Source organism: Roseovarius sp. CH_XMU1461, from assembly GCF_037027165.1.
Lineage (GTDB): Bacteria > Pseudomonadota > Alphaproteobacteria > Rhodobacterales > Rhodobacteraceae > Roseovarius > Roseovarius nubinhibens.
Map to the genome: position 1 here is coordinate 539747 of NZ_JAYMDV010000002.1, position 20998 is coordinate 560744.

At 62.2% G+C, this 20998-nt stretch carries 21 protein-coding genes; 9 read left to right on the top strand and 12 right to left on the bottom strand.

The genetic code is table 11. The features are described 5' to 3' along the window. Positions 1–6: 6 nt before the first annotated feature. The 5 genes from WA237_RS07960 to WA237_RS07980 form a co-directional block, all read right to left on the bottom strand. Positions 7–342 carry a DMT family transporter gene (locus tag WA237_RS07960; protein WP_009815152.1) on the bottom strand — a complete coding sequence of 112 codons (336 nt, stop codon included), beginning with the start codon at positions 340–342 and terminating at the stop codon, positions 7–9. A 171-nt stretch (positions 343–513) separates the two neighbouring features. Next, positions 514–1728, bottom strand: coding sequence for an NADP-dependent isocitrate dehydrogenase (locus WA237_RS07965; RefSeq protein ID WP_009815151.1), 1215 nt, complete (start codon positions 1726–1728; stop codon positions 514–516). 124 nt (positions 1729–1852) lie between these two features. Continuing rightward, positions 1853–3106, bottom strand: coding sequence for a multidrug effflux MFS transporter (locus WA237_RS07970; RefSeq protein WP_216017122.1), 1254 nt, complete (start codon positions 3104–3106; stop codon positions 1853–1855). 105 nt (positions 3107–3211) lie between these two features. Continuing rightward, positions 3212–3883 carry a DsbA family oxidoreductase gene (locus WA237_RS07975; RefSeq protein WP_336097282.1) on the bottom strand — a complete coding sequence of 224 codons (672 nt, stop codon included), beginning with the start codon at positions 3881–3883 and terminating at the stop codon, positions 3212–3214. After that, the gene (locus WA237_RS07980; protein ID WP_336097283.1) at positions 3870–5396 is read right to left on the bottom strand and encodes a class I adenylate-forming enzyme family protein; all 1527 of its coding nucleotides are present in this window, start codon (positions 5394–5396) and stop codon (positions 3870–3872) included. Before WA237_RS07980 ends, WA237_RS07975 begins: the two co-directional genes overlap by 14 nt. A 66-nt stretch (positions 5397–5462) precedes the next feature. Between WA237_RS07980 and WA237_RS07985 the strand changes: the two genes are divergently transcribed. Then, positions 5463–6086, top strand: a complete 624-nt coding sequence (locus WA237_RS07985) for a helix-turn-helix domain-containing protein (protein ID WP_009815146.1) — start codon at positions 5463–5465, stop codon at positions 6084–6086. A gap of 7 nt (positions 6087–6093) precedes the next feature. Here the strand turns inward: WA237_RS07985 and WA237_RS07990 are convergent, their stop codons facing one another. Continuing rightward, positions 6094–7920, bottom strand: coding sequence for an extracellular solute-binding protein (locus tag WA237_RS07990; RefSeq protein ID WP_442970250.1), 1827 nt, complete (start codon positions 7918–7920; stop codon positions 6094–6096). Between the two features lie 445 nt (positions 7921–8365). Here WA237_RS07990 and WA237_RS07995 point away from each other — a divergent pair, with 445 nt between their 5' ends. Both WA237_RS07995 and WA237_RS08000 read left to right on the top strand, forming a co-directional pair. After that, positions 8366–9139 carry a 3-hydroxybutyrate dehydrogenase gene (locus WA237_RS07995; protein WP_009815144.1) on the top strand — a complete coding sequence of 258 codons (774 nt, stop codon included), beginning with the start codon at positions 8366–8368 and terminating at the stop codon, positions 9137–9139. Positions 9140–9225: 86 nt separating this feature from the next. Further along, positions 9226–10251 (top strand): patatin-like phospholipase family protein, encoded by a 1026-nt coding sequence (locus WA237_RS08000; RefSeq protein ID WP_009815143.1) that lies wholly within the window; start codon positions 9226–9228, stop codon positions 10249–10251. An 18-nt stretch (positions 10252–10269) separates the two neighbouring features. On the opposite strand, the gene WA237_RS08005 is transcribed toward WA237_RS08000, so the two are convergent. Next, positions 10270–10956 (bottom strand): DUF502 domain-containing protein, encoded by a 687-nt coding sequence (locus WA237_RS08005; protein WP_009815142.1) that lies wholly within the window; start codon positions 10954–10956, stop codon positions 10270–10272. A 331-nt stretch (positions 10957–11287) separates the two neighbouring features. On the opposite strand from WA237_RS08005, the gene rpsB reads away from it, so the two are divergent. After that, the gene (gene rpsB / locus WA237_RS08010) at positions 11288–12154 is read left to right on the top strand and encodes a 30S ribosomal protein S2 (RefSeq protein ID WP_040618146.1); all 867 of its coding nucleotides are present in this window, start codon (positions 11288–11290) and stop codon (positions 12152–12154) included. A gap of 77 nt (positions 12155–12231) precedes the next feature. Continuing rightward, positions 12232–13107 carry a translation elongation factor Ts gene (gene tsf, locus WA237_RS08015; protein ID WP_336097284.1) on the top strand — a complete coding sequence of 292 codons (876 nt, stop codon included), beginning with the start codon at positions 12232–12234 and terminating at the stop codon, positions 13105–13107. Positions 13108–13541: 434 nt separating this feature from the next. Here tsf and WA237_RS08020 read toward each other — a convergent pair whose 3' ends face one another. Together WA237_RS08020 and aroQ are read right to left on the bottom strand one after the other, a co-directional pair. Next, positions 13542–14300, bottom strand: a complete 759-nt coding sequence (locus tag WA237_RS08020; protein ID WP_009815139.1) for a LuxR family transcriptional regulator — start codon at positions 14298–14300, stop codon at positions 13542–13544. Next, positions 14297–14740, bottom strand: a complete 444-nt coding sequence (gene aroQ / locus WA237_RS08025) for a type II 3-dehydroquinate dehydratase (protein ID WP_040618606.1) — start codon at positions 14738–14740, stop codon at positions 14297–14299. Before aroQ ends, WA237_RS08020 begins: the two co-directional genes overlap by 4 nt. A gap of 191 nt (positions 14741–14931) precedes the next feature. Between aroQ and WA237_RS08030 the strand changes: the two genes are divergently transcribed. From WA237_RS08030 to WA237_RS08040, 3 genes are all read left to right on the top strand, one after another. Continuing rightward, the gene (locus WA237_RS08030; RefSeq protein WP_009815137.1) at positions 14932–15171 is read left to right on the top strand and encodes an Lrp/AsnC ligand binding domain-containing protein; all 240 of its coding nucleotides are present in this window, start codon (positions 14932–14934) and stop codon (positions 15169–15171) included. A gap of 174 nt (positions 15172–15345) precedes the next feature. Then, positions 15346–16692: an ISNCY family transposase gene (locus WA237_RS08035; RefSeq protein ID WP_336097285.1), complete on the top strand. Its 1347-nt coding sequence runs from the start codon at positions 15346–15348 to the stop codon at positions 16690–16692. Positions 16693–16707: 15 nt separating this feature from the next. Continuing rightward, positions 16708–16977 carry a hypothetical protein gene (locus tag WA237_RS08040; protein WP_336097286.1) on the top strand — a complete coding sequence of 90 codons (270 nt, stop codon included), beginning with the start codon at positions 16708–16710 and terminating at the stop codon, positions 16975–16977. 243 nt (positions 16978–17220) lie between these two features. On the opposite strand, the gene WA237_RS08045 is transcribed toward WA237_RS08040, so the two are convergent. Continuing rightward, on the bottom strand, positions 17221–18444 hold the full coding sequence (locus WA237_RS08045; protein ID WP_336097287.1) for an acyl-CoA dehydrogenase: 1224 nt from the start codon (positions 18442–18444) through the stop codon (positions 17221–17223). 120 nt (positions 18445–18564) lie between these two features. Here WA237_RS08045 and WA237_RS08050 point away from each other — a divergent pair, with 120 nt between their 5' ends. Next, positions 18565–19494 (top strand): LysR family transcriptional regulator, encoded by a 930-nt coding sequence (locus tag WA237_RS08050; protein ID WP_336097288.1) that lies wholly within the window; start codon positions 18565–18567, stop codon positions 19492–19494. Positions 19495–19557: 63 nt separating this feature from the next. Here WA237_RS08050 and phoB read toward each other — a convergent pair whose 3' ends face one another. Both phoB and phoU read right to left on the bottom strand, forming a co-directional pair. After that, positions 19558–20247: a phosphate regulon transcriptional regulator PhoB gene (phoB, locus tag WA237_RS08055; RefSeq protein ID WP_040618143.1), complete on the bottom strand. Its 690-nt coding sequence runs from the start codon at positions 20245–20247 to the stop codon at positions 19558–19560. Positions 20248–20262: 15 nt separating this feature from the next. After that, positions 20263–20988 (bottom strand): phosphate signaling complex protein PhoU, encoded by a 726-nt coding sequence (gene phoU, locus WA237_RS08060; protein WP_009815131.1) that lies wholly within the window; start codon positions 20986–20988, stop codon positions 20263–20265. Positions 20989–20998: the final 10 nt, after the last annotated feature.

Here is a 20998-nt window from a genome sequence, read left to right on the forward strand (position 1 = left end):
TGGGATTTAGTGGGTGGCGGTCGAGGAGAAGAGATTGATCACCACGATGCCGCCCACGATCATCGACAGGCCGAGAAAGGCTGGCAAATCAACCTTTTGGTTGAAGACGAGCCAGCCCAGGAACACCGTGAGGCAGATGCCGAGACCGGACCAGAGCGCATAGGTCACGCCGAGCGGCATGACCTTGAGCACCTGCATAAGGAAAAAGAACGCCGCGCCAAAGCCCAGGATCACACCGAGCGACGGCCAAAGCCGGGTAAATTGCTGTGAGGCTTGCAGGCTGGTGGTGCCGAGCCCTTCGAAAAGGACGGCGACGACAAGCAGAAGATAGGCGCGGGTCATGGGGCAATCTCTTTTTGGGACTATGGTCCAGCCAGACCAGAGCGGGAAAAAACTGTCAATCCGCGCCGGGTGAAATTTTGTCGCAGCTTGGGGTCCAGCTTATGAGAGCCACAAAATAAAGCGGGGCGCCGTGAGGACGCCCCGTTTTCGATCTTTGCGATGCCGTCTGGCTTAGCCCTTGAGGGCCTTGCCGAGGTTTTCGTCGACTTTCTCGAGGAAGCCCATGGTGGTGAGCCAGCCCTGATCGGGGCCGACGAGCAGCGCCAGGTCCTTGGTCATGTGGCCGCTTTCGACGGTGTCCACGATGACTTTTTCCAGCGTTTCGGCAAAGGTTTTGAGCGGCGCGTTCTCGTCGAGTTTCGCGCGGTGCTTGAGGCCGCCGGTCCAGGCAAAGATCGACGCGATCGAGTTAGTCGAGGTCTCTTCGCCCTTCTGGTGCTGACGGTAGTGACGGGTGACGGTGCCGTGGGCCGCTTCGGCCTCGACGATCTTTCCGTCCGGCGTCATCAGCTGCGAGGTCATCAGGCCAAGCGAGCCAAAGCCCTGTGCCACGGTGTCCGACTGCACGTCGCCATCGTAGTTTTTGCAGGCCCAGACATAGCCGCCCGACCATTTCATCGCCGAGGCGACCATGTCGTCGATCAGGCGGTGCTCATAGGTGAGGCCGGCCTCTTCGAACTGATCCTTGAACTCTTCGTCGAACACTTTCTGGAAGAGGATCATGAACTGACCATCATATTGCTTGAGGATGGTGTTCTTGGTCGAGAGATAGACCGGGTAGCCGCGCTTGAGCCCGTAGTTGAACGAGGCGCGGGCAAAATCGATGATCGACTGGTCGAGGTTGTACATGCCCATGTAGATGCCGGAGGAGGGCGCGTCGAACACCTCTTCTTCCATCACAGTGCCGTCTTCGCCGACGAATTTCATCGACAGCTTGCCCGGGCCGGGGAATTTCATGTCGGTGGCGCGGTACTGGTCACCAAAGGCGTGACGGCCAATGACGATGGGCTGGGTCCAGCCCGGCACCAGGCGCGGCACGTTCGAGCAGATGATCGGCTCGCGGAAGACCACACCGCCGAGGATGTTGCGGATGGTGCCGTTGGGGCTGCGCCACATCTTCTTGAGGCCGAACTCTTCGACCCGGCCTTCATCGGGGGTGATGGTGGCGCATTTCACGCCAACGCCGATTTCCTTGATCTTGTTGGCGGCGTCGATGGTGATCTGGTCATCGGTGCGGTCGCGCTCTTCGATGCCGAGATCGTAGTAGAGCAGATCCACGTCGAGATAGGGCAGGATGAGTTTCTTCTTGATGAAGTCCCAGATGATCCGGGTCATTTCATCGCCGTCGAGTTCGACGACCGGGTTGGCTACCTTGATCTTGGACATGGGGCGCACCTTTCATGTGATCATGTGTGAGGAATCGTATCTGGCGCGTTGCTAGCGGAAAATCGCAGCAAAGGGAAGTCAGGTATGCAGTTGTATACCGAAATCCTTTGGCGCGGGTCTCGGGTCAGGCGTCGCGCTCTTCCTCGGGCATGAAAGCCATCGACAGGAAGGCCAGCGAAATCGCCAGAAGCGCCCCGATGATGAGCGGCAGCGGCGTGCCGTTGAAGGCCTGCCCGATGGGGATGGCGATGACCACCGATCCCATGGTGGCGGCGGCGCTGAAGACGCTCGTCGCGGTGCCCGCGAGATGGCCCATCGGTTCGAGCGCTATGGCGTTGAGATTGCCCATGGTCATGGCGGTGTGGACGAAGATCCCGCCCTGCCAGACCACATAGACCCAGAAGGGCAGCGCCGCGCCGCCGGTGACGAGGCCGAGCCCCAGCACCGCGAGCGACAGGGCGATCATGCCGACCATGGCGACCCGGATGAGCCGCCGCATGCCGAGCCGCATCACCAGCGCCGCGTTGATCAGGCTGAACCCGCCCGACAGCAGCGCGATGGCGGCGAACCAGAGCGGAAAGCTCTCGGCGCGATCATAGGTGACGTCGAAAATCTGGTGGATGCTGCTGATCGAGGCGAAGAGAACCGAGAGGCAAAGCGTCTGGGCCAGCGTGCTGATCCGCACCGCCGGGTGGGCCAGCACGATGCCCGCATTGCGCCAGAGCGCGCGCGCGTTGAACGGGGTGCGCCGGTCGCGGGGCAGCGGTTCGGGGACGCGCAGCACGAGCCAGAGTGTCGAGATGAGAACGAACCCGACCAGCACCGCAAAGAGCCCGCGCCAGCCGGCAAAGCCGATGACGACGCTGCCCGCCAGGGGCGCGATGGCCGGGACGAGGGTAAAGACCATCATGATGAAGGAGACGATCCGCGCCATGCCGCGGCCTTTGAAATAGTCGCGGGTGATGGCCATGGGCACGACCCGCGCCGCCGAGGCCGCGAGGCCCTGCAGCACCCGCGCCGCGATCACCAGTTCGAGATTGGGCGCGGCCCAGGCGAGGAGCGAGGCAAAGCAATAGAGCGCCGCACCGCCGACCACCGCCGGTTTGCGCCCAAAGGCGTCCGAGATCGGCCCGACAAAGAGCGTGCCGGCCCCCATGCCGAGCACAAAGCTGGTGATCAGAAGCTGTGTCCGGTTCGGATTATCCGCCGAAAGCTCGGCGGTGATCTCGGGCAGGGCGGGCAGCATCGCGTCGATGGAAAAGGCCACGGTGGCGATCATCATCGCCATCAGGGCAATGAATTCGGTGCGCCCGATTGCCGGTTCGGCGAGGGGCGTCGTGGCCTGCGGAGCAGCCTGCGGTTGTGCGGTCTCGGTCATGTCCCGCCGCTATCACGTTGTGATCAAGCGCGCTATAGGCGGGTTGCGCACAGGGTTGCGCGCAAGAATGCACAGGACTGCGTAGGAGTGCTTAGGGGGGAGGCGTTAACCCTGATTGGCGGCGTCCGGGTTGTCGGCGGCCTGTGCCAGCTGTTCGAGCACCTCGTCGATCACCTTGATCCAGGTTTCCTTGGGTTGCGCACCGGGCACCGCATGCTGGCCTGCCACGATGAAGAAGGGCACGCCAGAGACGCCCATTTCGCGGAACTGCGTGTCGCGGGCACGCACGTCAGCCTTGTCATCCTCACCCGCCAAGAGCCGTTCGGTGACGGCGCGGTCCATCCCGGCGCTCTCGGCGATCTCGGTCAGGGTGGCGGCATCGCCGATGTCACGGCCTTCCTCGAAATAGGCGCGAAAGAGCGCGTCCACGACCTCTTGCTGCACGCCCTCGGCCTCGGCCCAATGGATGAGGCGATGCGCGTCGATGGTGCTCGGCGTGCGCTTGATCCCGGCGAAATCGATGTTGAGCCCGATCTCTTCGGCGCGTTGCACGATGGGGGCATAGGCGCGCAGCGCGCCCTCTTTGCCGCCGAATTTCCCTTCGAGATAGGCGCGGCGGTCCATGCCTTCGGCGGGCATCTCGGGGTTGAGCTGAAACGGGTGCCACAGGATGGTGAACGGATGGTTAGGACGCTCTGCAAGCGCTTGATCCAGATAGGTTTTCCCGATGTAGCACCAGGGGCAGATGGGGTCGGAAACGATATCAAGACGGATCATGCAGGGCCTCATAGATCTGGGCAAGCGCGCGGCGTTGCAGCTTGCCATTCGGGTTTTGCGGCAGGGCGTCCACATGGAAAAAGCCGCGCGGGGTCTTGTAGCCTGCCAGCCGCTCGGAGGCCAGCCTTGCGAGCTCGGCCTCTGAGAGCGGCGCAGGGCCGGTGTAGAAAGCCATGATGAGCCGGGCATCGGAGCGGACGGCGATATCGGTGACGGCGATCTGGGTGATGCCGGGGATGTCCGACAGCGCCTGTTCCACCTCGAGCGGCGAGACGCGGTAGCCGCCGGCATTCATCATGTCATCGTTGCGGGCGAGATAGGTGATGGATGAGCTGTCATCCATAACCCCCTGATCTCCTGTTATAAACCAGTCGCCGCGCATGCGGTCTCTGGTCTCGTCCTCGGCCCCGAGATAGCCAAGCATCAGCCCCGGATCACTGCGGTGCACGGCGATTGTGCCTTCGGTGCCGAGCGGCACGGGGCCGTCAGTCCCGAGGATCGCGATGCGGCGTCCGGGCTGTGGGCGGCCAAGGGTGCCACGGGTGGCGGGGCGGCTCGGCGCGCCGGAGATGAAGGTGGAACATTCCGACATGCCATAGGCCTCGTAGATCGGCGTGCCCGTGGCCTTTTGCCAGTTATCTTCGATACTTGCGGGCAGTTTCTCACCTGCGGAGAGGCCGTGGCGCAGGCTGGGGATGGCTCGTGCCGTGCCTGCGTTGAGGATCTTGCGGTAAACCCCCGGTGCGGCTGCGAAAATAGTGGCGCCATGCGCCTCCATCAGCCCCGGCAAGGCGGCGAGATCGGTGCCCTCGGCGGGGATCAGGGCGGTGGCGCCGACGCTCCACGGATCCATCAGCCCGGTGCCGAGCGTATAGGTCCAGTTGAACGCGCCGGCGTGCAAGAGCCGGTCCTCGGGGCCGATGCCGTACCAGCCGTCATGCATCATCCGCCGCGCCCAGATGGCGCGATGGGCATGGACCACGCCGCGCGGCTTGCCGGAGGTGCCGGAGGTATAGACGATATAGGCCGGGCGGTTCGGATCGCCCATGTCATAACCGGCGGGCGGCAGGGCGCGCATCGCGGCCAGCGCCTCGGCGCCGATCACCGGCAGGTCAGTTTCGGGGCAGGCCACATCGGGGGCGCGCAGGATGACGGAGGGGGCAAGCTCGGGCAGCATGTTGGCCACTTCGCGCGCGGTGAGCGCCGCCGAGCTTGGCACCGGGATGAGCCCGGCAGTGATCGCGGCGAGATAGGCGATGGGAAATTCCACCCGGTTGCCAAGCCGCATCAGCACCCGGTCACCGGGGCGCAGCCCGGCCTGCAAGAGGCCGGTCGCAGTGCCGCGCACGGCGGCCTCGAGCGCGGCATAGGTCCAGCGCTCGGCCCCCGTCTCTCCAACCACCGCCAGCGCCAGTTTCTCGGGCGTCGCATCCGCCGCGCCGAGCACATAGCCCGCCATGTTGAACGGCGTGGGACAGGGGGCAGGCGGGCCTTGATCGAAGACAGACAGCATGGGCTTAGGGGTAGGGGCGTGCCGGGGCAGTTGCAAGTGGCGAGGGCTCTTCTTATACATCGCGCCATGGAAAAACCGACCTCTGACAATCTCATCCGGATCGCCCGCGACAGCGGCGGTGAGGAGCATGGCGAGCCGCTCAACCTCGGCCAGCGTGTGCGCGAGCTGCGCAAGGCGCGGGACTGGACGCTGGAACAGGCCGCCAAGCAGGCGGGGCTGGCCCGGTCGACCCTCTCGAAGATCGAGAACGGTCAGATGTCGCCAACCTATGAGGCGTTGAAAAAGCTGGCGGTTGGCCTCGAGATTTCCGTGCCGCAGCTCTTTACCGCGCCGCAGAAGGATCAGGTGACGGGGCGGATGACGGTGACCAAGCTCGGCGAGGGCACGCCCTATCTCACCACCACCTATGAGCATAAGCTGCTGTCAGACACGCTCACCAAGAAGAAGATGCTGCCCTATCATGCCCGCATCCGGGCGCGGTCGATGGAAGAGTTCGACGGCTGGGTGCGCCATGATGGCGAAGAGTTCCTGTTCGTGCTGACCGGGGTGGTGCGGCTCTATACCGAGTTCTACGAACCGGTCGAGATGCGGCGCGGCGACAGCGCCTATTATGACGGGACCATGGGCCATAACGTCATCTCGATCAGCGAAGAAGACGCCACCCTGTTGTGGGTGACGTCGCTGACCTGAGCGGCGATTACTCCGCCTCGTACCACCAGACCGCCGGCAGGAACGCCACGCCATCGCCATAGATCGGCAGATGCTCCTTGGGGTATTTGAGCTCTTTCTTATGCGCGATGCGGCCCACCGCATATTGGTGGATCGGGATCACATAGCGCCCGGTGGTGAGCACCCGGTCGAGCGCGCGGGTGGCGTGGATGAAGTCCTCGCGGCTTTCGGCCTCGAGCATCCGGGCGATCATCGCCTCGGCGGCGGCGGATTTCATCCCCATGAGATTGCGGCTGCCGGGCGTGTCGGCGCCTTCGGCCCCCCAGTAGAAATATTGCTCATTGCCGGGGCTGAGCGACAGCGAGCGGCGCATGAAGGTGAGGTCGAAATCGTAATTCGCCTCGCGCGTGCCATATTGCGCCTTGTCGACGCTTTGCACGGTGAGCGCGATGCCGAGCCGTTCGAGCGCACGGGCATAGATCGCCATCATCGCATTGGCCTGCTGGATGAGCCCGTCTTGTTTCAGCACCACGGTGAGGGTCAGCGGCCGGCCCCCGGCATCGCGGCGCAGCCCGTCGACCACCGGATAGCCCGCCTCATCGAGAAGCTTGGCGGCGCTGCGGATATTGGCGCGGTTGCGCTTGGTGCCGTCCGAGACGGGCAGGGCATAGCCCTCGAGCGCGCCGGGCAGAAGCTCGTCCGCAAAGGGCAGGAGAAGCTCGCGCACCGCGCCGGTGGCGGGGCCGTGATCCATGGCCAGTTCCGAGCCTGAGAAATAGGAGGTGATGCGCGGCTGACGGCCGCCGGTGAGCGCCTCGTTGATGAACTCGAAATTGAACGCGCGGATGAGCGCCTCGCGCACCCGCCAATCATCGAGCGGCTTGCGCCGGGTGTTCATCACGAAACCGCTGATGCCCGAGGGTTTTTGATGGGGGATCTCGGATTTGACGATATCGCCGCGCTGCACGGCGGGGAAATCATACTGGCTCTCCCATTTCTCGGCGTTGAATTCGCGCAGATAGGAAATGGCCCCGGCGTTGAATGCCTCCTGCATGACGTTGTTGTCGCCATAGAACTCGATGCGGATCTCGTCGAAATTGTCGGTGCCGCGTTTGATCGGCAGGTCGCGGCCCCAATAGTCGGGATTGCGGCGCAGGGTGACATAGCGGTCGATCTCATAGCTTTCGACCACATAGGGCGCGGTGCCGATCGGGATGTCGTGGATCGTGCTCTCGGTGATATCGCGCCCGTCCCATTGCGATTTCTTGACGATGGGGCGCAGCCCGGCGAGGAGCGCGAGATCGCGCTCGTTCGAATTGAAGCTGATGCGCAGGCTGCGCGGGCCGGTTTCCTCGATCTTCTCGATCTTGTCCCAAAGCCCGCGATAGCGCAGATGCCCGCGCGAGCCGATTTCGCTGAGCGACCAGATCACATCCTCGACGGTGACCGGGCTGCCATCGGAAAACCGGGCCTCGGGGCGCAGGGTGAACTCGACCCAGCTGCGCGACGAATCGGTCTCCACCGATTCGGCCAGAAGACCGTAGAGGGTGAAGGGTTCGTCCTCGGAGCGCAGCATCAGGCTTTCATAGGCGAGATAGCGGAATTGCCAGGGCGGGGTGCCGCGCACGATGAAAGGATTGAGCGAATCGAAGCCGCCGACATTGGCCGTGACCACCTTGCCGCCCTTGGGCGCATCGGGATTGGCATAGGGCAGCGACACAAAATCCGGTGGCAGCGCCGGGTCGCCATACATAGCTATGCCATGGCTCGGCTCTGCCAGCGCGGGCGAGAGGCCAAAACCCGTTGCGAAAAAGGTAAACGCGACCGCGAAGGGCCGGAAAATATCTGATATCATTTTGGCAACAATTCCCGACTGCCCTTATTTGTCTGCCCCTCAGGGTAGTAACAGATTTCCGTAGTTTCAAACTTTTAGCTTGGATGCCAGCGCGAGATTGCTTATAAAGGTGTCACTGCTCGATAGGTTTCTTGCCTGTATGAAACCTGCCTCAATAACTTAACGCCGGCCTCGTGCCGGCGTTTTTTTTGGCCGCAGCCCTTCTTTGCATCCCTTTGCGCCTCTGATCGCGCCCCGCATCGGGGACGGCCATCACCCCTGATCCATCTAGGGCCTCGGGGCGGCGATTCCCATGGCGCAGACTGCGGCAATCCGGTCCCGGGGATCACGTTGTCGTGTTGTGCGATTTTGCCGGGCGTGGGCTGCGCTTGGTCCTACATCCGGCTGGTGCATTTCGCATGTGCAGCATGTAGGGTGCAAGCGGAAAGCATGAGGAGAGCTATGCATGAGCGTTCAAGGTAAAACTGCTGTCGTCACCGGGTCCAATTCGGGGATCGGTCTGGGCATCGCCACCGAGCTGGCGCGCGCCGGGATCAATGTGGTTCTGAACTCGTTCACCGACCGCGACGAGGATCACGCGTTGGCCGCTGAGCTGGCCAAGACCCATGGCGTCGAGGCGCGCTATATCAAGGCGGATATGTCGAAAGCGGCGGATTGCCGGGCGCTGATCGAAGAGGCCGGGGTCTGCGATATTCTCGTCAACAACGCGGGCATTCAGCACGTCGCCCCGCTGCCAGAATTTCCGACCGAGAAATGGGATGCGATCATCGCGATCAACCTCAACTCGGCCTTTCACACCACGGCCGCGGCGCTCCCCCTGATGCGCAAGGCGGGCTGGGGCCGGGTGATCAACGTGGCCTCGGCCCATGGTCTCACCGCTTCGCCCTTCAAATCGGCCTATGTGGCGGCGAAACATGGCATCGTCGGGCTCACCAAGGTGACCGCGCTCGAGACCGCAGAAGAGCCGATCACCGCCAACGCGATCTGCCCGGGCTATGTGCTCACCCCGCTGGTCGAGGCACAGATCCCCGACACGATGAAGGAATATGGCATGAGCCGCGAAGAGGTGATCAAGAATGTCATGCTCACCCGGCAGCCGTCGAAAGAGTTCGCCACGGTCGAACAGCTGGGCGGCACGGCGCTCTATCTCTGCTCGGATGCGGCGGCGCAGGTGACCGGCACGACGATCAGCGTCGATGGCGGCTGGACGGCGCTCTGAGCCAGCGCAGAGGCGTAAATGTCAGGGCAGGGGGCGGGCCTCTGCCCCGACCGCATTCACCACCGCATTTATGAGAGAGGCGGACCATGGCCAAACGCGCGACCAAGCGGATCAATCTCGGGCTGCAGGGCGGCGGGGCGCATGGCGCCTATACCTGGGGCGTGCTCGACCGGCTGCTCGAAGACGAGCGGATCGAGATCGCCGCCATGTCCGGCACCTCGGCGGGCGCGATGAATGGCGCGGCGGTGAAATCGGGCTGGGTCGCGGATGGGCGCGACGGGGCGCGAGAGCGGCTCAACTGGCTCTGGGGGCAGATGGGCGCGGTCAATGATCTGCGCTGGCCTGCGTGGTTCGGGCTCGACCTGCCCAGCGCCGAGCTCAGCCGCGCGGTGAGCTTTTCACCGCCCTTCCTCATGGCCGATGCGGTCAGCCGGGCGGTGTCGCCCTATGTCTACGGGCCGTTCTACAGCAACCCGCTGCGCCCGGTGGCCGAGGCGTTTGAATATGACAAGATCTGTTCCGAGGCGGGGCCGGCGCTCTTTGTCGGTGCGACCAATGTGAAAACGGGCAAGATCCGGGTCTTCAAGGACAATGAGATCAGCACCGATGTACTCTTGGCCTCGGCCTGTTTGCCGACCATGTTTCAGGCGGTCGAGATCGGTGGCGAGCATTACTGGGATGGCGGCTATACCGGCAACCCGGCGCTTTTTCCGCTGTTTCGCCCGGATTTCCCGCGCGACATCGTGGTGATCAACATCAACCCGCTGGAACGCGACGCGGTGCCGCGCAGCGCCCAGGACATCCAGAACCGGATCAACGAGATCAGCTTCAACAGCTCGCTATTGCGCGAGCTGCGCGCCATCAGCTTTGCCCAGCGTCTGCTCGACGAGGGCGCCATGCCGGGCGGCGCGATGAAGCGGGTGCTCATCCATATGATCGCCGATGACGGGCTGATGCGCGATCTGTCGGTGGCCACGAAAATGGTGCCGGTGCCGGCCTTGCTGCGCCGTCTCAAAGAGGCGGGGCGCGCGGCGGCAGAAGAATTTCTTGCCGCGCATTTCGACGATCTGGGCGAACGTGACACGATCAATCTGGCCGAGATGTTCAGCTAGGCCACGGGCATCGGGCGATCAGCCGTCGGCATCCTCCGGCCGGTCCTTGCTGCCCGGATAGACGAGACCCGCCGAGATCACCAGCTTGGCCGCGTCCTCGATCGACATGTCGAGCTCGATCACATCTTCGCGCGGGAAGAACAGCAAAAACCCCGAGGTCGGGTTCGGCGTCGTCGGCACAAAGATCGACATCAGCGCGCCCGAGGTCTCCGCCCGCCGCGCCACTTCGCCCTTGGCGGTGGTCGAGATAAAGCCGATGGCCCAGATCCCCTTGCGCGGATATTGCACGAGACAGGCCTTTTCAAAACTGCGTTCGCTCTGGGCAAAGACCGTCTCGGCGATCTGTTTCACCCCCGAATAGATCGAGCGCACCACGGGCATCCGGTCGACCAGACGTTCGGCAAAGCCGATCATCGATTTGCCAATGAGCCCCTTGGCGATCCACCCCACCAGAATGGTGAAGACAAAGAAGAAGATGACGCCGACGCCGCGCAGGTTGATGCCGATGTATTTCTCGGGCCGCAGATCATAGGGCACGAGCGGCAGAACCACCCCGTCGACCCAGCCCACCAGCGTCCAGACCAGCCAGACGGTCATGCCCACGGGCGCGATCACCACCAGCCCGGTGAGAAAGCTGGCACGGAGCCCTGCAAAGCGCCCGGGGCGGCGCGGTGGTTTCGGCTCGTCGTCGAAAGGTGTGTTCATTATGATGCCACTGATAAGGGTCACCCGTATGTAGGCGGAAAGCGGCCGGGCGGCAACGGGGCAGGGGCAGATTGCCGCTCTCTTTTCCCCGGTTTGGCACGGACTTGGGCCGCCTGAACGGTCTTCTGCCATCTTTTGCGGCGGTTTGCGGCTTTTGTGCCTTTGTCCTCGCGCCTTTGCCCTTGCGCCTTTGGTTGGGGCGGTCTATACGCGCGGCACTGAAATCCGCAGGTATGGGCGGGCTGATCGGGGGAGACATCCCCGGCGGTCCACCGGTTGAAGCGCCGCTTCTCACCCCATGCCGAGGCGAAAACCGGAAAAGGAAAAAGACATGGCTCTTCCCGAGTTCACCATGCGTCAGCTGCTCGAAGCAGGCGTTCACTTTGGTCACCAGACGCAGCGTTGGAACCCCCGTATGGGCGAGTTCATCTATGGCGCGCGCAACGGCATCCACATCATGGACCTGACCCAGACCGTTCCGATGCTGGACGCGGCTCTGAACGCGATCCGTGACACCGCGGCCAAAGGCGGCCGGGTTCTCTTCGTCGGCACCAAGCGTCAGGCCGCAGGCCCCGTCGCCGAAGCCGCCGAAAAATCGGCCCAGTTCTACATGAACCACCGCTGGCTCGGCGGCACGCTGACCAACTGGCAGACCGTGAGCCAGTCGATCAAGCGTCTCAAAGAGATCGACGAAGCCCTCGAAGGTGGCGCCGAAGGCCTCACCAAGAAAGAGCGTCTCGGCATCGAACGCGACCAGGAAAAGCTGCAGGCCTCGCTCGGCGGTATCCGCGAAATGGGCGGCGTGCCGGACATGCTCTTCGTCATCGACGTCAAGAAAGAAGCCCTCGCCGTGGCCGAAGCCAACAAGCTCGGCATCCCGGTTGTGGCCGTGGTTGACACCAACTGCTCGCCCGATGGCATCGACTACATCATCCCCGGCAACGACGATGCGGCCCGCGCCATCTCGCTCTACTGCGACCTGGTGAGCCGTGCCGCGCTCGACGGCATGTCGGCCCAGATGGGCGCTGCAGGCGTCGATCTCGGTGCCCTGGCCGAGGCCCCTGTCGAAGAGACGCTGTCGGACGGCGTCGAAACCGGCAATGTCAGCGACGAGACCGCGCATAACGACGCCATGTCGAAAGATGCGCCCCTGGACATCAAATCGTCCGAGGAAGTCAAGGAAAACGCCGAAGGCTAAGCCTCGGGTTTCACGCAAATGACATGGGGGGCAGGGCAGACCTGTCCCCGTAATCCACAGATTCGAGGAGAGCCACGATGGCAATCACTGCTGCATTGGTGAAACAGCTGCGCGACACGACCGGCGCAGGCATGATGGACGCGAAAAAAGCGCTGACCGAAACCGATGGCGACATGGAGGCGGCTGTTGACTGGCTGCGCACCAAGGGCCTGGCCAAAGCGGCCAAGAAATCGGGCCGCACCGCGGCCGAAGGTCTCGTTGCGGTCAATGTCGAAGGTGGCCGTGGCGTCGCCGTCGAAGTGAACGCCGAAACCGACTTTGTCGCCAAGAACGCCGAGTTCCAGGCGATGGTGGCAAGCATCGCGGATGCGGCCGTCAAGGCAGACGACATCGAGGCGCTCAAGGCGACCGATCTCGGCGGCAAGACCGTGGCAGACACCATCACCGACAAGATCGCCACCATCGGCGAGAACATGTCGCTGCGCCGCATGGCGTCGGTGTCGGGCGACACGGTCGTCTCCTACATCCACAACCCCGCCGCAGACGGCATGGGCAAGATCGGCGTTCTCGTCGCTCTCAAAGGGGGTGATGAGGCGTTCGGCAAGCAGGTTGCCATGCATATCGCCGCGACCAACCCCGCTGCGCTCAACGAGGCCGAGCTCGACCCGGCCGTCGTCGAGAAGGAAAAGCAGGTTCAGATCGACATCGCACGTGAGTCGGGCAAGCCTGACGCCGTGATCGAGAAAATGATCGTCGGCCGCATGAAGAAATTCATGTCCGAAGTGACCCTCTTGGGCCAATCCTTCGTGATCAACCCCGACCTCACCGTCGAGGCCGCCGCCAAAGAGGTCGGTGCCGAGATCGTCGGGTTTGTCCGTCTCGAAGTGGGCGAAGGCATCGAAGTCGAAAAAGAAGATTTCGCCGCCGAAGTGGCCAAGGCCGCCCAGGGCTAAGCCTCGGGCTAAGCCCCGTTCAACGGTTTGAAACGATTATGAAAACGCGCCTCTCGGGGCGCGTTTTTTCTTGGCCCGCCGCAGGCTGACAAAGGCCCGAATTCTGGGGGCAGGGGGTGCCCCAAAAGGGCGTCGCCGCGCCGCGCGTTAAGAGCTGTGAAGATGGGGGATAGGGCCGATTTTAAAGTGCCGATGATCAGCCCCGAAAAATAGAGACTGACCACCAGCTCCGGTTGTACCGGACCGGTCCACCGAGCCTTGAAATGCCAAGGATTGTGGGCCCGATGTTCCCAGGCGAAAATTGCCACCACTCACGGAACACGTCTAAATTGCAAAATAATTTCATGGAATGAAAGTCAGGAAATCCGTACCTTCAATGAAATGAATGCAAATTTAAGCAGTGTATATTAAGAATGATTAAACCTTAGGGCGGTTTAGGACGGCTCCAGCGTGAAGATCTGGTTCTGGAAACTGGCCTTGAGCACCGCCTGGGCCGTGGTCTCGACGCTCAGCGCATCGCGGGCCAGCCGCAGATGCTTTTCAACCGTAGCGGGCGTCAGATTGAGCAAAAGTGCGATATCCTGCACCGTCTTGCCATCGCCGACCCAGCCCAGAACCTCGCGCTGCCGCGCCGTCAGGCTGCGGGTCGGGCTGGTATAGGGCAGGGAGAGGATGCGCAGATGCGCGATGTTGTTGAGCAGCAGGATATCGTCGCCATGCTCGGCCCAGATCGCATCGACCTCGTCCTGTCCCATGCCGGCCCGCGCGGTGAGCGCAATCGCCGCCTTTGTCCGGGCGCTGACCGATTGAAACGAGATCGAATAGCCCGCGGTCACCTGATGCGAGATGTTGAACGCGACGACCTTGCGCTCCTGCGCGCTGAGCGTGCCGGTCTCCGCCATCTCATGCAGCACCGACCAGGAACACGGGCCTTCATGTTCCAGCGCCCATTTGACCATGGGCGCGTGAAAATAGAGGCCGCCATTCACGAACCCGTCCATATACTCGGGATCGTGGTTGGTCAGGATGACGAAATCCTCGGCATCGCCGAGCGAGGTCGCGGTGCGAAACCGGGTCGCGCCATAGATCAGCCGATCAAACCCATAGCCCGCCATCCGGCGCACCAGATGATCCCAGAGGGTTTCAAGCTCTGACGCATGCAGAAAATCGTTAAGTTCGGTACTGTCGATCATTTGGACATGTGCAAGTAACTGATGAGAGCGTCCATCGCCAAAGGATAACCTGCCGCGCCGAAACCGCAAATCACACCGACCGCAACCCGCGCGATATAGGATTTGTGGCGAAACTCCTCGCGCGCATGGACATTCGACAGATGCAGCTCCACCACCGGCAGCTCGACCGAGCTGATCGCATCCATCAAGGCGATGGAGGTATGGGTATAGGCCCCGGCGTTGAGGATGATCCCGTCATGGCTGCCGCGCGCGCCATGGATGGCCTCGACCAGCGCGCCTTCGTGATTGCTCTGCTCAAAGCCGATGCTGACATTGGTCTCGCGCGCATGGGCACGGCACATGTCCTCGATATCTGCCAGCGTGGTCGCCCCGTAGATCTCGGGCTGACGTGTGCCCAAGAGGTTGAGGTTGGGGCCGTTCAGAATGAGCAGTGAGGTCATGATCAGCTTCCTTTTCGTGACCATTGCAATACCGCTCAAAACTGACGCTGTCGAGCGTCACAAGCCATCTTAAGTGTCATGCGCGACGGCTGTGCGGACAATGGGTCACCGGCATTTGGACATTTGCAATCGGGACAAAGCCACGTAAAGCTGCGCCCCAAGCCATTTCATCCTGCCACACGAGAGGGACCATGACCACCTGCGTATTCGTCCAGATCCGCTGCAAGCCCGGCACGACCTACAAGGTCGCCGATGCCATCGTCCTGCGCGAAATCCATTCCGAACTGTTCTCGACCAGCGGCGAATATGATCTGCTGCTCAAGCTCTACGTGCCCGCGGGCGAAGATGTCGGCGTCTATATCAACGACAATATCGCGATGATCGAGGGGGTCGAGCGCACGCTCACCACATTGACCTTCAACGCATTCTGAGAAAACAGACGCCAAAACAATTGGTTGGGCCGTTGTTTTCATGCGGGCTGCACGTGCTATATTAACATAATACTGATTATGCGACTTATGCCTGTAGCCGCAATGCAATAATGTCACCCATGAGCAATTCAGAAGTGTCACTCTCCTCGCAAAACGATGTGAGGATAAGTGGACATGGGATGGGTGATGATGAGCGATCGCGAGTTGAATCGTGTTGAGGTTTTGGCGCAGGTCGATGACCGACGATTGAGCGTCGACAACGCGGCGAACATTTTGGCTCTGACACGGCGGCAAGTCTTCCGGTTGTTGAAGCGCTATCGTCGGGGCGGCGCGTCGGCGATCCGCCACAAGTCTCGTGGTCGCGCACCGAACAATCAGTTTCATGCAGCCAAACGCGACTATGCTCTGACGGTGATCAAGCAACAGTATCCGGATTTCGGGCCGACGCTTGCGGCTGAGATGCTGGCTGAGCATCACGGGTTCAAGGTCTCACGCGAGACGGTGCGCAAGTGGATGGTGGAAGATGGGCTTTGGCTTTCGCGCAAACAGCGCCGGCAAATTCACCAACCGCGCCTGCGCCGGGAATGCTTCGGCGAGTTGATCCAGATTGACGGCTCGGATCACCGCTGGTTTGAGGATCGCGCCCCGCCCTGCACCCTGCTCGTTTTCATCGATGACGCGACCAGTGCCTTGATGGAGCTACGGTTCGTGAAGTCAGAAAGCACGTTCAGCTATTTCGAGGCGCTTGAGGGCTATTTGCACAAGCACGGTCGCCCTGTCGCGTTCTATTCCGACAAACACACCGTGTTTCGCGTGGCCAAGGAGGACGCCAAAGGCGGCGCACGGATCACTCAGTTCGGGCGGGCGCTGAGCGAGCTGAACGTCGAGATTCTCTGTGCTAATTCGAGCCAGGCCAAAGGTCGCGTTGAACGGGCTAATCGCACGCTACAAGACCGCCTCGTCAAAGAGCTGCGGCTCGCAGGTATCTCAGACATGGAGGTTGGGAACGTTTATTTGCAAGGGTTCAAGGAGCGTCACAACGCCAGGTTCGCCAAAGCCCCAGCCAAGCCAGACAACCTGCACCGCTCGCTGAATATGGAGCCAGATCGGCTGGCGGATGTCCTGTGCTGGCGCGAGAACCGTTATGTCGGCAAGCAACTGACGTTCTCCTATGATCGTAAGCGGATCATGCTCGAAGAGAATGACGTCACCCGCGGTCTGGTCGGCAAATACGTGGACACCTATGCCTTCGTCGACGGGCGGTTCGAGGTGCGCTCAAAGGGCCGCTCCTTGCCCTACAAAATCTTCGACATGGATCAACGCGTGACCCACGCGGCAATCACCGAGAACAAACGCCTGAGCGCGGTCCTGGAACATATCAAGGAGATACAGGACGCCGCCCCTCCAAAGCCGAAGGTTCGGACAAACTCTGAGAAGATGGGCTATAAACCGAATGGGCGGCGTCCAGGCAGACCATTAGGCTCGCGGGCAAATAAGAAGATTGCGCACGCGGCGGAATAACCGCAAGCTGCGCGCATGACTGCCGATGACAACGTCGAAGTGATCTTCTCAGACCTGTGCGCCGATGTAGAGATCGACGGGCATTTTCTGACGGTCGAGATTTACAAAACAGACATCGACCCCAGCTGGATCCTGGAGGTCGTCAACGAGTTCGGAACCTCAACAGTATTCGACGACCCGTTCATCGCAGACGGCCTTGCCTGGCACCAGTTCGAGAAGACAGTGAAGGAAGAAGGCCTCGCCGCCTTCCTCACCAAGAAAGAGAAACGCCAGCTCTTCCACTGACCCCCGCAAGGCTTTTCAACCCTGCGATGTTTGAGGTCTCCGGGCTGCTAAGCCTTGCTACCGTTCCGCTCTTTGGTGACATTCCTGCTTTGCAAAGCCAGTGACATTTCTACTTGGTTGCAACAATGCCTGTGGGCTGACAGGGACCCTGCTGCCGCTCTTTCTGGTTCCAAATACCCATAATGAAACGGCCCGCCAGAGATCCTGACGGGCCGTTCTGTCATCCAGACTCTCTCAAGCGCTTCAGAAGAACGCCTGAAGCCCCGTCTGTGCCCGGCCGAGGATCAGCGCGTGCACGTCATGGGTGCCCTCATAGGTGTTCACCGTCTCGAGGTTCATCATGTGGCGGATCACCTGGAATTCTTCCGAGATGCCGTTGCCGCCATGCATGTCGCGGGCGTGGCGCGCAATCTCGAGCGCCTTGCCACAGTTGTTGCGTTTGATCAGGCTGATCATCTCGGGCGCCGCATTGGCCGCATCCATGAGCCGCCCGACCCGCAGCGCCGCCTGCAGGCCCAGGGTGATCTCGGTCTGCATATTGGCGAGCTTGAGCTGGAAAATCTGCGTCTGCGCGAGCGGCTTGCGGAACTGCTGCCGGTCGAGCCCATATTGACGCGCCGCGTGCCAGCAGAACTCGGCCGCGCCCATCACGCCCCAGGCAATGCCATAGCGCGCCCGGTTGAGACAGCCGAACGGCCCCTTGAGACCTTCGACATTGGGCAACAGCGCATCCTCGCCCACCTCGACGCCATCCATCACGATCTCGCCGGTGATCGAGGCGCGAAGGCTTTGTTTTCCTTCGATCTTCGGCGCGCTCAGCCCCTTCATTCCCTTCTCGAGGACAAAGCCGCGGATCTTGCCATCATGGGCGTCGGACTTGGCCCAGACCACGAACACATCGGCGATCGGGCTGTTCGAAATCCACATCTTGGACCCTTTGAGGCGATAGCCGCCCTCGATCTTCTCGGCGCGGGTTTTCATCCCCGCCGGGTCCGAACCGGCATCAGGCTCGGTCAGGCCGAAACAGCCGATGAATTCGCCGCTGGCGAGTTTCGGCAGGTATTTCTGCCGCTGCGCTTCGCTGCCATAGGCATAGATCGGGTACATCACCAGGCTCGACTGCACCGACATCATCGAGCGATAGCCCGAATCCACCCGCTCGATCTCACGCGCCACCAGGCCATAGCCGACATAGCCACCGCCGAGCCCGCCGTATTCCTCGGGGATCGTGGTGCCAAGCAGGCCCATCTCGCCCATTTCGCGGAAAATCTCGGGATCGGTCTTTTCCTGCGCATAGGCCTCGATCACCCGCGGCTGCAGCTTTTCCTGGGCAAAGCTACGGGCGCTTTCCGCGATCATCCGCTCGTCTTCTTCAAGCTGATCGTTGAGGCGGAAGGCATCCTGCCAGTCAAAACTGCCAAGATCGGGTTTGTCTTTCGGCTTCAGGCTCGGGGCATCCAGTGACATCTTGCGGTCCTTTCCATGCGAAACAGGCATTCATTTCGGGGTTTGACCGGTGTATGTATGAGAAAACCTGCGGTGAATAACGATTTATCCGCATAATCCTATGAGAGAACCGCATATATTATGCCCCTGCCCCGCGCCCATATCCCCTCGACCGCCGCGCTGCGGGTGCTCGAGACGTTCGACCGGCTCGGCACCACCATTGCCACCGGTGACGCGCTCGGCCTCACGCAAAGCGCGGTGAGCCGGCAGCTCAAGACGCTGGAAGAGCAGCTTGGCGTGGCGCTTTTTCATCGTGAGGGCCGGAATCTGGTGCTGAGCGCGGCGGCGCAGGCCTATGCCGCCGAGGCGCGCGAGGCGCTGGCACGGCTGACGCAGGCCGGGATGCGGCTGCGCGCCCCGGTCGATCACGGGCGGCTCAACCTTGCCATCCTGCCGACCTTCGGGATGCGCTGGCTGGTGCCGCGCCTGCCGGAATTTGCCCGCGCCCATCCCGAGGTGACGATCAATCTCTCGACCCGGTTGCAGAAGTTCAACTTCGCCAGCGAAGGCATTGATGCGGCAATACATTTCGGCGATGCGGATTGGCCAGGAACCCAGGCGCTGCGGCTGATGCAGGAACAGGTCCTGCCGGTCGCGGCCCCCGATCTGCTGGGCAATCTGCTGGCCGGCATGAAACCCGACGCGCTGCCCGAACCGGCGGCGCTGGCGCAGCTGCCGCTTTTGCATATCGACACAAGGCCCGAGGCCTGGCCCACTTGGTTTGCCCGGCATGATGTGGCCGCCCCCCGGCTCACCGGCACCGTGCATGATCAGTTCTCGACGATCATTCAGGCGGCGCTGCATGGGCTTGGCGTGGCGCTCTTGCCGCTCTATCTGGCCGAGCCGGAGATTGCCGCCGGGCGTCTCGTGGCGCTCGCCCCGCGTCCCGTAGAGCTGCCCGGCGCCTATTACCTCGTCTGGCCCGAGGCGCGCGCCACCGATCCGGCCTTGCGGGCCTTTCGCGACTGGCTGGCGGCGGTGGTCGACGAAGAGGACATGCTGCCGCGCTGAACGTAAAACCGGGGCAAAGTTCCCCCTGCCCCGGACACCCACTTCGCGTCACTCGTAAATCTTTTAGCCCAGCGCATATCCCGCGCCGCGCACCGTGCGCAGCGGGTCATCGCCGCCATATTGACAGAGCGCCTTGCGCAGCCGCCCGATATGGACGTCGACGGTGCGCGTATCGACATAGATGTCGCGGCCCCAGACCCGGTCGAGCAATTGCTCGCGGCTCCAGACGCGGCCCGGTTTCTCCATGAAGGTCGACAACAGGCGGAACTCTGTCGGCCCGAGCTTGAGCGACTGATCGGCCCGCGTCACCCGATGGGTTTCCGCATCGAGCACGATATCGTCAAATTCGAGCCGCGCGCCCATCGCCGCCGGCCGGGTCCGGCGCAGCTGCGCCCGCACCCGCGCCATGAGCTCGGCCACGGAATAGGGTTTCACCACGTAATCATCGGCGCCGGTCTCGAGGCCCCGCACCCGGTCCACCTCTTCCGAGCGGGCCGAGAGCATGATGATCGGCACGCCCCGCGTGTCGCTGCGCGATTTGAGCTGACGACAGACTTCGATGCCGGACACATTGGGCAGCATCCAGTCGAGCACGATGATGTCGGGCGACACCTCATCCACCAAAAGAAGCGCCTCTTCGCCATTCTCGGCCGCCGCCACCTCAAAGCCATCGGCCTCGAGATTATAGGTCAGGATGTCGCGCTGGGCCGGTTCGTCTTCGACCAGCAACACGCAAGGTTGTTCTGCACTCATGGTCCGTATCCAGTCCTAGCTTGCCGCCCCTTGGGACAGATCGGGATTGACCGAGGTCTGATCGCCCTTGGGACGGGTGTCCTCGGGCATCTCGCCGGTCACCAGATAGATCACCTGCTCGGCGATCGAAGTCACATGGTCGCCCATCCGCTCGGTATTCTTGGCAATGAAATGCAGATGCATACAGGGCGTGATGTTGCGGGGATCCTCCATCATGAAGGTGAGATATTCGCGAAACAGCGCATTATACATCTGATCGATGTCGCGGTCGCGCTCCATCACGTCCCGGGCGAGGCCCGCGTCGCGCTGGATATAGGCGTCGAGCGCATCCTTGAGCATCCGCTCCACCTCGCGCGCCATGCGGCGCAGCGCGGCGGCGGCATCATGCACCGGGGCCATGGACGACAGGACCGTGGTCCGTTTCGCCATGTTCTTGGCATAGTCGCCGATCCGTTCGAGATTGCCGCTCACCTTGAGCACCGACAGAACGATGCGCAGATCGACCGCCGTGGGCGCACGCAGCGCGATGACGCGGGCGACCTCTTCGTTGATCTGCTCTTCGAGCGCGTCGATCACCTTGTCGCGGCGGCGGACGGTTTCGGCCAGCTCTTCGTCGCGGGTCTCGAGCGATTGCGCCGCGTCGAGAATGGCCTCTTCCACGAGGCCGCCCATCTTCATGATGCTGGCCTGAATGCCTTCGAGGTCGCGGTCGAAGGCCGATTGGATATGTGTGTCCTGCATGGTCCTGTCC